The 14,952-nt window shown below is 45.5% G+C and carries 14 protein-coding genes; 12 read left to right on the forward strand and 2 right to left on the reverse strand.

Features of this window, described 5'->3' with window-relative positions; genetic code table 11:
* Positions 1-120: 120 nt before the first annotated feature.
* Positions 121-477, forward strand: a complete 357-nt coding sequence (locus ACE3K2_RS01330) for a DUF5665 domain-containing protein (RefSeq protein ID WP_421885824.1) — start codon at positions 121-123, stop codon at positions 475-477.
* A gap of 38 nt (positions 478-515) precedes the next feature.
* Here the strand turns inward: ACE3K2_RS01330 and ACE3K2_RS01335 are convergent, their stop codons facing one another.
* The gene (locus ACE3K2_RS01335) at positions 516-1,253 is read right to left on the reverse strand and encodes a TraR/DksA C4-type zinc finger protein (RefSeq protein WP_421885827.1); all 738 of its coding nucleotides are present in this window, start codon (positions 1,251-1,253) and stop codon (positions 516-518) included.
* 221 nt (positions 1,254-1,474) lie between these two features.
* Between ACE3K2_RS01335 and lspA the strand changes: the two genes are divergently transcribed.
* From lspA to ACE3K2_RS01375, 8 genes are all read left to right on the forward strand, one after another.
* Positions 1,475-1,969: a signal peptidase II gene (gene lspA, locus ACE3K2_RS01340; protein WP_091028497.1), complete on the forward strand. Its 495-nt coding sequence runs from the start codon at positions 1,475-1,477 to the stop codon at positions 1,967-1,969.
* Positions 1,962-2,924 (forward strand): RluA family pseudouridine synthase, encoded by a 963-nt coding sequence (locus ACE3K2_RS01345; RefSeq protein ID WP_421885830.1) that lies wholly within the window; start codon positions 1,962-1,964, stop codon positions 2,922-2,924. Before lspA ends, ACE3K2_RS01345 begins: the two co-directional genes overlap by 8 nt.
* Positions 2,925-3,034: 110 nt before the next feature.
* Complete coding sequence (locus tag ACE3K2_RS01350) at positions 3,035-4,288, forward strand: LL-diaminopimelate aminotransferase (RefSeq protein ID WP_036674844.1); 1,254 nt, start codon at positions 3,035-3,037, stop codon at positions 4,286-4,288.
* Positions 4,289-4,497: 209 nt separating this feature from the next.
* Positions 4,498-5,388 (forward strand): decaprenyl-phosphate phosphoribosyltransferase, encoded by an 891-nt coding sequence (locus tag ACE3K2_RS01355; protein WP_421886844.1) that lies wholly within the window; start codon positions 4,498-4,500, stop codon positions 5,386-5,388.
* Between the two features lie 18 nt (positions 5,389-5,406).
* On the forward strand, positions 5,407-6,039 hold the full coding sequence (locus ACE3K2_RS01360) for an HAD-IB family hydrolase (RefSeq protein WP_421885833.1): 633 nt from the start codon (positions 5,407-5,409) through the stop codon (positions 6,037-6,039).
* A 26-nt stretch (positions 6,040-6,065) separates the two neighbouring features.
* The gene (locus ACE3K2_RS01365; RefSeq protein WP_197997836.1) at positions 6,066-6,356 is read left to right on the forward strand and encodes an EamA family transporter; all 291 of its coding nucleotides are present in this window, start codon (positions 6,066-6,068) and stop codon (positions 6,354-6,356) included.
* Positions 6,343-6,663, forward strand: a complete 321-nt coding sequence (locus ACE3K2_RS01370; RefSeq protein ID WP_314825574.1) for an EamA family transporter — start codon at positions 6,343-6,345, stop codon at positions 6,661-6,663. Before ACE3K2_RS01365 ends, ACE3K2_RS01370 begins: the two co-directional genes overlap by 14 nt.
* Before the next feature lie 219 nt (positions 6,664-6,882).
* Positions 6,883-8,187 carry a DUF6080 domain-containing protein gene (locus ACE3K2_RS01375; RefSeq protein WP_421885836.1) on the forward strand — a complete coding sequence of 435 codons (1,305 nt, stop codon included), beginning with the start codon at positions 6,883-6,885 and terminating at the stop codon, positions 8,185-8,187.
* A 109-nt stretch (positions 8,188-8,296) separates the two neighbouring features.
* Here ACE3K2_RS01375 and ACE3K2_RS01380 read toward each other — a convergent pair whose 3' ends face one another.
* Positions 8,297-10,972 (reverse strand): YhgE/Pip domain-containing protein, encoded by a 2,676-nt coding sequence (locus ACE3K2_RS01380; protein WP_421885839.1) that lies wholly within the window; start codon positions 10,970-10,972, stop codon positions 8,297-8,299.
* 709 nt (positions 10,973-11,681) lie between these two features.
* On the opposite strand from ACE3K2_RS01380, the gene pyrR reads away from it, so the two are divergent.
* From pyrR to ACE3K2_RS01395, 3 genes are all read left to right on the forward strand, one after another.
* Entirely contained in the window at positions 11,682-12,245 is a 564-nt protein-coding gene (pyrR, locus tag ACE3K2_RS01385; protein WP_017687330.1) for a bifunctional pyr operon transcriptional regulator/uracil phosphoribosyltransferase PyrR, read from the forward strand.
* On the forward strand, positions 12,245-13,156 hold the full coding sequence (locus ACE3K2_RS01390) for an aspartate carbamoyltransferase catalytic subunit (protein ID WP_421886848.1): 912 nt from the start codon (positions 12,245-12,247) through the stop codon (positions 13,154-13,156). Before pyrR ends, ACE3K2_RS01390 begins: the two co-directional genes overlap by 1 nt.
* Positions 13,157-13,283: 127 nt before the next feature.
* Entirely contained in the window at positions 13,284-14,588 is a 1,305-nt protein-coding gene (locus ACE3K2_RS01395) for a dihydroorotase (RefSeq protein WP_421885842.1), read from the forward strand.
* The last annotated feature ends 364 nt before the right edge of the window (positions 14,589-14,952 follow it).

A 14,952-nucleotide genomic window follows, 5' to 3' on the forward strand; every position in this document is an offset into this window, starting at 1 on the left:
CAAACGAGCCGCAGAGGCAGGGACATTTTCCCTGATTCTGGGCTCGTTTGTTTTTTAGACAAAAAGGAAATGATTCTATAGTGCAGTCAATCTATATTGATCAAAGGAACTGACCAAAACATGAGCGAACATGACAAGCAAACGGCAACTGCTTCACCATCAACATCAGATAATCTGAATTCACATGACAAAATTGAAGAACTTCATACCCTGACTAACCGTCTGGCGAATGAACTGGAACGTTCACGAATTGCGCAATATACAGAATTGCTGAACAGGCCATGGAAATTGATCGGACTTAACCTATTGTCTGGAGCCGCACGAGGTGTGGGAATCGCGATTGGGTTTACCTTTTTTGCAGCAACGATCATTTATGTTTTGCAGCTACTTGGAGCACTCAATCTTCCCATTGTTGGAGATTACATCGCTGATATTGTGCGCATTGTCCAGCGCCAGCTTGATATGAATACGTACTAAGCGATTAGCGATTGAAGGTGAATAATATCCAAGTGCAGTTAATAAACGTCATCCGTCTCCAAATCCGGTTCCAACAGCCCCTCGCCTTCACGGTTCTCCAGATACTGGCGATATTGCCGATTGCGCACGATGGATACGTCATGACCATAGATGTCCGTTGCAACAAAGCTTTCGTACGCTTCAACGCAGCCTTCCACTTCATCGGTGGCTTCAATGGCCATAACATCATAGCTGTCGATATCACGTCCTTCAGCCATGGCTGGTGAGTTTGATGTGCCCCAACTTTCAACAATCTGCCAGGTGTCTTCACCATCGAAGCCATTTTGATCATCACGCTCATCCAGACTGGTTCGGCCAAATGCCGGGGCAAGGAATTCTTCCTCTACAGGACGGTTTTCGGAGACAACGGTTTCCGGTTGATGTTTTTTGCAGTATTTCGTGTAGGGAACAGCTTCCATGCGTTCATAAGGAATGGGTTGCTGGCAGACGGCGCATGTACCATAATGTCCTTCTTCGATGGAGTGCAGTGCAGAATCAATTCGTTCCAATTGGAATTCATCATGTTCCAGCAGGGAAATATCTTTTTCGCGTTCATACACCTCCGTGGCTATATCACCAGGATGGTTATCAATCGGTGATAATTCACCTGTCTGTAGTTTAAGGGAGTCTCCAAGGCCATAATGCTCGTTTTCCGATAGTCTATGTTCAATATCGCGCTTATCGGACATCAGTTGGGAACGTAAAAATTGCAGTTGTTTGGTCGTAAAATGTGACATGATTTTCCCCTTTCTGCGTTCATGCTGGAATCCGGATTTTGACTCTATTGTAGGATGTGCCATTAAGGGCAAGATTACAGAAGGGAAATGTTATCGTTTTTGCCATGAGCATGGTGATGTAGCGCGTCGTGGACGATTTCCAAACAGCTGTGCTACAATAAACAAGTCTGGCGTAAGCCTGGTATCGTTTGGAAAAGACAAGAACGGAGTGACAAACAAACGTGGTGTATTATATCCTCGCTTTTATCGTATTTTTATTGGATCAGGGAACCAAGTATCTGATTGCAACCCGGATGGAACTCAGAGAAGAAATTCCGGTCATTGGCAATTTCTTTGTCATCACATCACATCGTAACTCAGGAGCAGCTTTTGGCATTCTGCAAGACCAGCGTTGGTTCTTTATCGTGGTTACGTTGATTGTGGTCGTTGCTTTGATTTGGTATTTGCAAAAGGTAAAAGATACACCGCACAAATTGCTGCCTGTGGCGCTTAGTTTGGTGCTTGGTGGAGCAATTGGCAACTTCCTTGACCGGGCATTGACCGGAGAAGTTGTGGATTTTGTGCAACTTAATTTTGGAAGTTATACGTTTCCCATTTTTAACATCGCCGATTCGGCAATCTGCATCGGTGTAGCGTTGATCATTGTGGAGACGTTGCTGGAAGGACGGCGTGAAAAAGCAGCCGCGAAGATTGAAGGGAATGAACATCATGAGTAATCCGAATAAGGAACAGATTAACGACGAAGAACTAATGAATGGCAATGAACGTATGGAATGGACCGTTGCCGCTGAACATAAAAAAGAACGAATTGACAAATATATTACGGAAGCCGTGGATAACGTATCTCGCTCCCAAGTTCAATTGTGGATCGGGGACGGAATGGTTACGGTAAATGGTGCTGTTGTCAAAGCCAATGCCAAGTTATCCGAAGGCGATCTGGTGGAGTTACAGATTCCGGAACCAACTTCTGTGGAGATCGTTGCTGAAGATATTCCACTGGAAGTGGTATATGAAGACAGTGACCTGATCGTGATTAACAAACAGCGTGGTCTTGTGGTGCATCCAGCACCAGGACATACGTCGGGTACTCTCGTTAATGCACTCATGTATCATTGCAAAGACCTCTCGGGTATTAATGGCGAGCTGCGCCCTGGCATTGTGCATCGTATCGATAAGGATACATCAGGCCTGATCATGGCTGCCAAGAACGATCGCGCTCACGCATCACTGGCTGCCCAGTTGAAGGACCATACGGTGAACAGACGGTATATTGCGCTTGTTCATGGTCATCTTAACCATGATCAAGGGACTATTGATGCACCGATTGGACGAGATACCAATGACCGCAAAATGTATACGGTCACGGAACGTAACAGTAAACATGCCGTTACGCATTTTACCGTGACAGAGCGGATTAATGATTACACCTTGCTGGAATTGAAACTGGAGACAGGACGTACTCACCAGATTCGGGTTCACATGAAATTTATTGGTCACCCGCTTGTAGGAGATCCAACGTATGGACGTAATAAAGGCATTAAAATGCAAGGACAGGCTCTTCATGCGGCCATTCTTGGATTTGTGCATCCAACATCGGGAGAATACCTTGAATTTTCAGCTCCGCTTCCTCAAGATATGGAGGACGTTCTTGCTTCGCTACGCAGTCGTTAACAGCTCCAAGAAAGTACAAATGTTCGGATACTTTGTCCATGGCTTTGATCACGCAAATGCTTCATATTAAAGTGTAGAAATTTGCGTCAAATGAGGAGATGAACAACGTTATGAGTATCGATAAATATCAAGAAACTTACATTCAGACTAATTTTGCCGACCGTATCGGTGGCTCCAACTATGGTAAAGACACGAACATTTATAAATTTGAGAAAATCAAACGTGCCAAAGCTTCGGCCAAAAAAGATTTTCCCGATGTGGAACTGATTGACCTTGGTGTAGGTGAACCGGATGAAATGGCGGATGCAGGCATTGTAGCTGCACTTGCAGAAGAAGCTTCGAGACCTGAGAATCGTGGTTATGCCGACAATGGTATTCCTGAATTCAAAGCTGCGGCTGCTTCTTACCTGAAAAACGTATTTAACGTAGAAGGTATCGATGCAGATACTGAAATCGTGCATTCCATTGGCTCCAAACCGGCTTTGGCGATGATGCCTTCATGCTTCATCAATCCGGGTGATGTGACCATCATGACCGTCCCAGGTTACCCGGTTATGGGTACACATACGAAGTATCTGGGTGGAGAAGTATTCAACATTCAATTGACAAAAGAGAATAACTTCCTGCCTGATCTGACGGCTATTCCGGAAGACATCGCAAAACGTGCGAAGTTGCTCTACCTGAACTATCCGAATAACCCGACAGGTGCAAGCGCGACTGTGGAGTTCTTCACTGAAGTTGTGGAGTGGGCTAAGAAATACAATGTTGTGGTTGTACATGATGCTCCATACGCAGCATTGACGTATGATGGCAAAAAACCGTTCAGTTTCCTGTCCGTACCTGGAGCGAAGGATGTCGGCGTGGAACTGCACTCTCTATCCAAGTCCTACAACATGACGGGTTGGAGAATCGGATTTGTAGCGGGTAACCCGCTTGTAGTCAAAGCATTCAGTGACGTGAAGGACAACAATGACTCCGGTCAGTTCATCGCGATTCAAAAGGCTGCTGCTTACGGATTGAATCACCCTGAAATTACGGAAAAAATTGCAGAAAAATATTCCCGTCGTCACGACATGCTCGTTGCCGCATTGAACGAACTGGGCTTCCAGGCTGAAAAACCTAAAGGTTCATTCTTCCTGTATGTTGAAGCACCAAAAGGTGTGGTGGGTGGACGTCGCTTCGAATCTGGCGAAGACTTCTCTCAATTCCTGATCCGTGAGAAACTGATCTCATCCGTACCTTGGGATGATGCGGGTAACTTTGTTCGTTTCTCCGTTACCTTTGAAGCGAAGGGTGAAGAGGAAGAGAAACGTGTTATTGCTGAGATCAAACGTCGTCTGAGTGACGTACAATTCGAATTTTAATTGAAATGTAACACCCTATAGATTAAACATATGAAAACGAAGAGACCGGTAACGGTCTCTTTTTTTATGCTCATATTAGAATTTTTTTGATTTACTCCCTTTACAAAATTATACAAGCAACATATGATTAGATCTTTACGTTATTTGTTATATACAGAAGTTGTTTTTGAAGGGAGTTATTTCAATTGTTATCATCACGAACGAGTACGGTGTCCTCACCGACTACAGGTACAGGCAGTACAGCGTCAGGATTAATTAGATTGTTAAGACCCAAACAGTGGACGAAAAATCTGCTGTTATTTGCTGCGTTGCTATTCTCTTTTGAGGAGATTCGAACGGAAACCATTCTTGCGACGTTGCTTGGTTTTATTCTATTTAGCCTCGTCGCAGGCTGTGTTTATATTTTAAATGACTTTGTAGACCGGGACAGGGATCGACAGCATCCAGTTAAAAAATATCGTCCCATGGCTTCTGGGCAGGTGAATCCGACACATGCTTTGTGGTTTGGCATTATTCTGTTAATGCTTTCCTTAGGAACGGCCTTCATGATGAACCCTCTATTCGGGGTGTTGTGTATCGTCTATTTCCTGTTGAATGTTTCGTATTCATTTGTCCTGAAACATCTCGTTATCCTGGATATGATGACCATAGCAGCCGGCTTTGTACTTCGTGCCATTGCAGGTGGTGTGCTGATCCATGTACCATTCACTCCATGGTTTTTGATCTGTACCATGCTGTTGTCGTTGTTTTTGGCTATTGGCAAACGCAGAAATGAACTTACGTTGCTTGAGGGAAATACAGGATCACACCGTAAGGTGTTGGATAACTACTCCATTACGTTACTGGATCAATTCAATACGATTGTAACGACAGCTACGATTATCAGTTATTCCCTGTTCACATTCACTTCAGATCGGACCATCCATCTTATGTGGACCATTCCATTGGTGATCTACGGCATGTTCCGTTATCTGTATCTGATCCATATGAAGAACCAGGGTGGCTCGCCCGATCGTGTACTGTTTGAGGACAAGCCCATATTAATTACGGTTATTTTGTATGTCATAAGTGTTGTTACCATCTTTACTATCTTTGAATAAAGTCGGAGGGGGATCAGGGTGAAAAGCACGAAAGTCGCCATTTTTGATATTGATAAAACGATTATACGCAGTGATTCCATGTTTCAATTTGTGCATTACGGTGTTCGCCGTTACCCGTGGCAGGTATGGAGATTACCTGTCATCGCATTACATACTGTTTTATTCAAGGCAGGCTTCATGACTGTTGAACAAGTCAAACGATCCTACTTTCAAGAGATTGAGCGTATGTCTGAAAAAGATCTCGAACATTTCTTTGATACCCGATTGCGTACGTCCATTTTTGCCGAGGCCAGTGTTGAGATGCAGCATCGCAAAGAAGCAGGATATCATGTCTTGCTGGTCACTGCATCTCCACATGCCTATATGAAATACTTTAATAATTTTCCCTGGGTGGATCATGTCATTGGAACTGAACTTGTCCGTCATGAGAATGGTTACACATGCAAAGTTGATGGCAGCAATTGCAAAGGGGAAGAGAAGGTACGCCGAATTCAGGCTTATCTGAGTGAGAAGAATATGGTCATTGACTATGACCAGTCATGTTCCTACTCGGACTCCCTATCCGATCTTCCGGTTATGCAGCTTGTGAGTCAACGATACTTTATTAACAAGCGTGTTCCGGACATGGAGGCATTAACGTGGGGGAAATAAAATCGCGTCATAGCGGTAAATGGTTGATGCTCGTTTCCGCTTTTCTGACAGCAACGGGTCAATTGTTCTGGAAATGGGGACTAACCGAGTGGATCTACCTGGGCGTTGGTTTTCTGTGTTATGGACTTGGAGCCATTTTGATGATTAAAGCTTTTGCTCTGGAAAAACTCTCGGTTGCTTATCCTCTGATGTGTGCCAGCTACGTATTTGCCTTAATCTATGGATATTTTTTGCTTGGGGAAGAAATTACGGTGCAAAAGCTGGCAGCAGTTGTGTTGCTTGGAATCGGGGTGACATTAACCAGTGTTGATCGATAGCTGGATGGTTGCCGTATTAATTGTCATGACGTTGTGTGGTGCACTGGGCGGGGCCGGACTGAAAGCTTATGCATCGAGTCGCAATCGTCTGCATGTACTCATGGGACTCGGATTCTACGGAACGGGTGCGTTGCTGAACATTGTATTGTTGAAGTTTCTTCCATTAACGGTTGTACTGCCCGCGAACGCATTAACGTATGTCTGGACCCTGATCATTGCGATGTTGGTATTTAAAGAGACAGTGGGCCCTCTACGCTGGATCGGTGTGGCATGTATTATGGGTGGCCTATGTTTGTTGGTGTTTTAATTTGAACTAAAGATTATTTATACTGACACTACGAGGACAGAATAACCTTCCAATCGCTGTTATCCCCAGATTTTTTGATCCCTTTTCTTAATGGGAAATCCGGTGATAAAGGCGAACGCTCCGCTTTTTCAGGTCTTTTCTGTCCTCTCCGTTTTTGTATAAATGATTAGTTCAAATTATATAGTTTTTTTATAAAATGTATTGGATGTGAATGTAAGCATGAAATTTTTGGATTACTTATTTTATAATCGCAGAGCCAACTGGACAGCCTTATACCTGTTTGCGGGATTTGCTCTGTTCTATGGTTTAATGAACGGCTCGTACGTTCTGTACATTGAAAACAATGCAGAATTACTTGGGAAGTATACCCCATTTAATACAACGCTGTTTCCAATCAACTTATTCAACTTTGATCCATCGATGTATTACGGCGACAACAGTTCTTCCGTTATTCATCCGCTGATTTCCTTTCTTGCAGTCACTCTTGCGGCTGTAGCGAAGCTGCTGGGAGGCAACTGGTTCTTTCTAGTATTACAATCGCTGGTGAATGCAGGTTCAGTGGTGCTGGCGTATCTCTTCCTGAGTCAAAAAGAAGATAAACCGACCATCGTACCTTTGCTGTTCGCCTTACTGTTTGGTTTCAGTTCCTACCTGATGTATACCGCGTTGATCCCGGATTCGTATCCTTATGTACAGTTCGTTATTCTGTTCTCCGTGGTTTACATGCAGTATACTCGTGAGCGTCAGGACGTGCGTTATGTACCCAATGCATTGCTTGCATCGATTAACTTTGGACTAACCTCGACCAATATCGTACCGTTTGCTGCGGCCACTTTTTTCAATATGCATGCATGGCGTAATAAGGCCAATTTGAGAAAATACATGGGCATCATGGCACTAGCGGTTCTGATGATTGCCGTATTAACAGGTGTTCAATATGTTGCATTTGGAGGTCGCAGCTGGGTTAGTAACTGGCTATTGGGCATTCAAAATGGTGGAACTAGCTATGCAACACCATTCCAGTTCGCCATTCACTGGAAAGCATTGAACATGTTAACCATCAATCCGATGATGACACCGAAGATGCATTTACTGGACCCGGGCATGGCTGCCTTTGTTACGGATCTATCCCGTTCCAATCCAATCGTTGTACAGATTACAGGTATCTTTATCTTATTACTGGCACTCATGGGCTTCATCAAGGGCATTCGTGAACGTGAAGTGTGGACACTTGTGCCATATATTCTGTTTGCCTTTTTGCTTCATGTAGTCGTGGGCTTTGGTCTGGCAGTATTTCAATATGATATGTACCTGTATGCGGGACACTATCTGTTTGCGTTCTTCCTGTTGGGTGGAGGATTCGTCATCAGCCTGCGTCCGGGATTGGGCAAAAAAGTGATTATAGGCTTAATCATGTTATGTATTATCGTTACGGCCAGTAACAACATCTATCGTCATGTAGAAACATTAACAACAATCAAGCAATCCTATGATCAGCTGGAACAGGAACGCTCAGTGAAATAATCAACTAGTCAAATGTATCGATTCATATAAGGATTCATATAAGGAAATAAGAAAGGCCATTGGATGCAAAGTCCAATGGCCTTATCTTTATTTGTGTCCAGCTAATGAGTTAAGCAATAATTTTGGTCTTCTTGGCATTCTCGGCTGAACGTTTGGTGAGACTGCTGAGTGGGCGTTTCAAAAAGAGAGCAACGATGAGACTCAGCCCGATGAACATACATAACCACAGAATATCCTTGATGGCAGTAGACCATAATATACCACCAACCGATTCACGCAGCAGACTGATCGCATACGTGAAGGGCATGAACGGATTCAATGCCTGGAAAAAGGGTGATGTCATGCTGATTGGGAACGTACCACCGGAGCTGGAGAACTGGAACACCATAAAGATGATGGCGATCCCTTTTCCGATATTCCCAAAAACGGACAGCAGCGTGTACGTGATGGTGACAAATACGGCACTCACCAGCATGGCAAACAGAACAAACCACAGTTTATCTGCAACATAGGTGCCCAGAATTAAGATATCTCCCAAGGTGACGATTATCGCCTGAAGTAAGCCAATGGTCAGAAAAGTAGCGAGACGTCCAAGATATAATTCATATCCGCGGAACCTGCCCTCTGGATTCTCAGCTTCGGCACGAAGAAGAGAAATCAACAGTGTTGAGCCGACCCACAAGGACAGCACGCCATAAAAGGGTGACATGGCCGATCCATAGTTCGGAATCGGATAAAGCTGTTGTTCCTTGATTTGTACTGGACTTGCAAGGAAATCACTCTCTTCTTCGATATCGCCGCGCAAAAGTTTGGCGAGCTCGGCAAACTGGTTATTACCTTCAACTTCCCTAAGTTTGTCTGCAGCCTTGCTGATGGCACTTTCCAATGCTGGCAGATCATCACGTACCAGCGTGGCAACACGATGTACTCCTTTTTCGACCTCCGGAAGCTGGTTCTGAACAAAATCGGATGCCTTGCCTATTTGTTTCTCGGCATTAGGCAGATCATTACGAACAAAATCAGCCGCTTCGTTCAGTTTGGTTCCCAGCTTGGGCAGATCGGTCCGAATGAAAGAAGAGACGGTGTTCAAAGCCTGGATAAAACCTTCACTTTTATTGGCAAGTGTCTCCGATATCTCATGGATCTTGGATTGGATTTGAGGCAGTTCGCTCTGGATTTTGGTCAACTCGGTCTGCCCAAACGTAATGCCTTCTTTGGCAGATGCAAGAATGTCCGCAATATCCGGAATTCGATCTCTTGCTCCCTGCAGTGTACTTGCTGAAGTGGAGAGGATGGATCTTAGTTTATCCGCTCCCGCTGATAGAGCCGGCGATATGTCGCTTTCATACGTGTTCAAGAGATTGCCAATGCCGCTGCTAATGTCTTTAGAGAGCAAATTCAACTGAGCGATGACGTCAGCGGGCGGCGTAGTATTGCGACGCATGGCATCACTCATGATGCCAGCCAGACGAATTTGCAACTGTAGTTTATCTGAAACGGAGTTCAACTGCTGAATTTGATCGGCAAGTGGATGGCTTGGAAGCAAGTTGTCTATTTTGCCCAGTAGGTTTGCCATACTGTCAACGAGTTTTACCGCAATCCCCAAGCGTGCAGCAATCCGGTCCAGATCTTCTGCTGTGGGCAGGTTATCCAGATCCGAATTTTGCAATTGTGCAAATACGTCTCCAGCAGCGTTAGTAATCTGCTGTACCAGCAGCAAATTCTGGCGGATCGTTGGGCCAATAGCCTGAAACGCATCCTCACTGGAATCCACGAACTGATTTAATCCCTCTGCAAGCTCAATCCCGTTGCCAGCGATTTGGGATACTTTGTCCAAATCTTGCTCCGCGGCCGTTACGATAGACAGAGCTTTATTGGTTTTATCCAGCGCCGTTTGGATGACAGCTGATACCTGACCAAAGTTTTCATCCACTTCTCGAATGCGTTCTACCGCTTTTTGTATATCCGGTATCCGACCTTGAGCAGCCAGTACTTCGGAAGCTGCATCATTAATTTGGGGCCAAAACTCCTGGACCTTGAGCACATACTGTGCCGCTTCATTGATTTCAGGCCATTTTTTCTCGATCTCAACGATCTTTTGAGCATCTTTTACAATCTCAGGCATTGCTTTTTCCACTTCCAGTACCTTTTGACCTGCGGCTTGAATGGCCGGGAGATTTTTCTCCAGTGTGAAAATGCCATTCTCCATCTTGCGCAAAGTTGGAAGCTGGGCGTTAATTTCAACCCCGGCTTCCTTCAACTTGCTTAGAACGGCTTCGCTGACAGCTTCAGTGAAATTTTCATTGATTTGTGTTGTTATCGCAGATACACCAGAGCCTGTGATTTTAGGAGCAATGGCATTCACCTTCTCGTTAACGGTATAGATGACCTCCGGGCGCTCCAGCTTTCCGTCAACGATGCCTGTAATTTTGGATGAAAAATCTCCGGGAATGAGCAGACTTGCATAATAATCTCCTGTTTGTACACCCCGACTGGCCTCGCTCCGATCTACAAAAGTCCAGCCCAGCTTTTCATTGTGTTTGAGGCTGGATACCAATTCATCTCCAATATTGACATGTGTTCCTGCAACAGTTGCACCCTTGTCCTCGGTTGTCACTGCAATTTTAATCCCCTGGGTGTTGCTGTACGGGTCCCATACGGACTTCACGTTGACCCAGTCATACACCCCGGGCAGTAGAATAATAGCCACGATTAGAAATATACCTGTGGGAACCTTCAGAATATGCAACCAGTCTGTTTTGTAAATTTGCCAAATGTGACGCATGACTTCCTCCTAAATGTACATAAATGTAGAGCGTATTTTATTTCTGTGTCTCATATTTGTGAATCTTATGTATATCGACATTATTGCAGCAACTATGAATGGGTTCATGTGTATAAACTGTACCCATTTCACTTGTTGCTAATGCAGAACCTGCATTTATTGATGGAATACAACTTACCGTTTGTTCTAAAAAGAGAGTTTTGTCTCTAATTCAGCATAGTCAGAGGTTTATTTTGGTTATAGCAAATTTCTCATTTACCTATGGATAAATATGCAGAAATATTGTATAATTATGAGTAACCAATGAGATGTATTGTGCATGGATGTTTTTCAGCCTAACTGCTGATTCTAAGAAGAACGTAGCAGAGGGTTTTCACCTGCGATGGTGAGGTGTTGACAGGGGGTTGTCTTTCTGTCATAATTCATGAAGACAAACGGACATATTGAATTACAGAACCCTGTGAGGTCCTGCAATATGAACGACATGAATAGCACCTTTAAATCAGTCCCGTGAGACTGGCAAGGTAACGTGAACGATACATCGTTTTTTTGCTGCGGCAAATGAAGCGATGCATCCCCGAGAGTAAACTTTCTTCAGAGCGGTCTGAAGTTCGGAGACTCCTTGCCAATAAACACGGCAAGGAGTCTTTTTTTTTCTCCTCGTCACGGGGCCATGATGCTGAAGGGAAATCCTGAGGAGGCTGAACGCATGAGCACAGAGACACATGTCATTATGGATGAGACGGCGATCCGCCGCGCATTAACACGGATTGCCCATGAGATATTGGAGAAAAACAAAGGAATCGACGATTGTGTGCTGGTCGGTATCCGTACACGCGGGGTTTACCTCGCAGAACGGATTGCCGCAAAGATTGAAGAAATCGAAGGCGCTAAAGTCCCCTGGGGAGAACTGGATGTAACTCCTTACCGCGATGACCGCTTGGACGAAAATAAAGCGAATCGCAAGGAAATGTTGATTATGACACCTGAATCACTTTCGATCCATAACAAAAAAGTGATTTTGTTCGATGATGTGCTCTATACCGGACGGACGATTCGCGCAGCGATGGATGCCCTGATGGACTGTGGAAGACCACAGAACATTCAGCTGGCTGTACTCGCAGACCGTGGACACCGGGAACTTCCAATTCGACCTGATTTTATCGGTAAAAATGTGCCGACTTCCAAATCAGAGGAGATCGAAGTTGCACTCATGGAAACGGACGGACAGGATGAAGTCAAAATCACTCAGAACCGGGGGGAGCAAGCATGATGATTACACAGACAGCATTGAGAGACCGGAGCTTGCTTGGACTGAAGGAACTTAGTCGAGGAGAGATCGAGTCCATTCTGAACAGAGCGGCACACTGGGAAGCACAGAAAGAAAAACTGGTTCCTGTACTGGAATCACGTTTTGTTGCAAACATGTTCTTCGAGAACAGCACACGTACCCGTTTCTCCTTCGAAATGGCAGAGAAACGGCTGGGCGCACAAGTGCTGAACTTTACGGCAGCCGCATCCAGTGTGGAAAAGGGAGAATCCATCTACGATACGGTACGAACACTTGAGTCGATGGGCATTGATGCAGGGGTGATCCGGTTGAAACCGGCAGGCGTTCTGCAACAACTGGCTCAGAAAGTGAATGTGCCGCTCGTAAACGCCGGAGACGGCAACAATGAACATCCCACACAGGCATTGCTGGACCTCTACACAATGCGCAAAGCATTCGGCGAACTGAAAGGTTTGCGTGTTTCCATCATTGGCGACATCCTGCATAGCCGTGTAGCACGCTCCAATCTGTGGGCACTGCAAAAGTTTGGTGCAGATGTGCGCTTCTGTGCTCCACAAACGATGCAGGCACCGGAACTTGCAGAGCATGCTCCATATGTCGGTCTTGAAGAAGCGCTGGATGCAGATGTAGTCATGATGCTCCGTGTTCAACTGGAACGTCATCAACATGGATTAATTACTTCAGCTGAGGATTATCGCGAACACTACGGATTGACGGAAGAACGGGCGTCACGCCTAAAACCAAGCACAATTATCATGCACCCTGCTCCAGTGAACCGCAACGTCGAGGTAGATGACGTGGTTGTGGAGAGTGAAGCATCGCGGATCTTCCCGCAGATGGCAAACGGCGTTCCCATCCGCATGGCGGTTATGGAACGTGCGATGAAACTGTAACAGGGTCTGGCTATGGGTCATAGGCTGACGAAGATGACAGTTCTTATAGAGCAATAAGAGAGTACACGATAAAGAAAATCATCCGGCTTGCCTGGTAAGCCGGACAGAACCGAAGCGGAGGGCAATTATGCTACAGATTATAAAAAATGCAAACATCTTGAACCAACAAGGGGAACTTGAACGGAAAACCATCATTATAGATGAAGGTAAAATTAAAAAGATCGCTGGCCTGGAAGATCAAGCCGTATTGGATGCCGAAAAGTCAGCGCATCGTGTGACAGACGCATCAGGCAAACTGGTCATTCCGGGATTGATCGATATGCACGTGCATCTGCGTGAACCTGGATTCGAACACAAAGAGACGATCGAGACAGGTGCCCGTTCAGCAGCACAAGGTGGTTTTACAACGATTGCCTGCATGCCAAACACAAGACCGGTAACAGACAGCCCGGAAGTGGTGAAGCTGGTACTGGATAAGGCCAAAGAAGCCGATCTGGTAAAAGTGTTGCCTTATGCAGCCATTACCAAAAACGAACTGGGTCGTGAACTTACGAATTTTGCCGCCTTGAAAGAAGCAGGGGCGATTGGATTCACGGATGACGGTGTTGGCGTACAAAACGCTCAAATGATGAAGGATGCCATGAGCCTCGCAGCAAGCATGGATATGCCAGTTATTGCTCACTGTGAAGATGACTCATTGGTTGTCGGTGGATATGTGACGGAAGGCGAGTTTTCCAAACGTCACGGCATCAAAGGTATTCCAAATGAATCCGAGGCTATCCACGTAGGTCGGGATATCCTGCTCGCAGAAGCAACGGGAGTTCATTACCACGTCTGCCATGTAAGTACAGAGCAGTCGGTTCGTCTGATTCGTCTGGCGAAGTCCATCGGCATCAAAGTAACTGCTGAGGTATGTCCGCACCATCTGGTGTTGTCGGATGAAGATATCCCGGGCATGGATGCCAACTGGAAAATGAACCCGCCGCTACGCTCACCACGTGATGTGCAGGCGTGCATCGAAGGTTTGCTGGACGGCACGCTGGACATGATCGTAACCGATCATGCGCCACACAGTGAAGAAGAGAAAGCTAAAGGCATGGAACTGGCACCATTCGGAATCGTTGGATTCGAAACGGCCTTCCCGCTGCTGTACACGAAGTTTGTGGAAACAGGACTGTGGAGCTTGGACTTCCTGGTGAAACGAATGACAGCTGATCCGGCACGTGTATTCCGACTGGACACAGGCAAGCTGGAAGAAGGAGCACCAGCAGACATCACGATGATTGACCTGAACGAGGAAAAAGCAGTTGATCCTGCAACGTTTGCCACCAAAGGTAGAAACACTCCATTCACAGGCTGGAAGCTGAAAGGCTGGGCCGTACAAACTTGGGTGGATGGCAAAAGCGTGTGGGATAACACGGTACAACAGTAAAACAGTAATTGGTTAAACCGATATGGCAATTAGATCATCAAGTTTTGAATGATCAATCATACAACTAATTTTCATAGCTCAAAATTCACAACTTTTACACCAGTAACATCTTTTCAACTAACTCGAGGCAAATCATGCCGAGAGTCTAACATACGAAACAAGCAAAGTTGAATGTCATGATTTTGAACGTGGACACCAACGTAACTGCGGAGTGGGCAGAAAGAACCCGAAGATGCAAAGCGTTCGCCTTTATCACCGGATTACATCATTTGAAAAATGATAAAAAGTAATCTGGGGATAACAGCGATCAGAGGGTTTTCTGCCCACGGAGCCACACCGTACGTAACGTCCCCCATGTTCAACA

Source organism: Paenibacillus sp., from assembly GCF_048976745.1.
In the GTDB taxonomy this organism is placed as follows: Bacteria; Bacillota; Bacilli; order Paenibacillales; family Paenibacillaceae; genus Paenibacillus.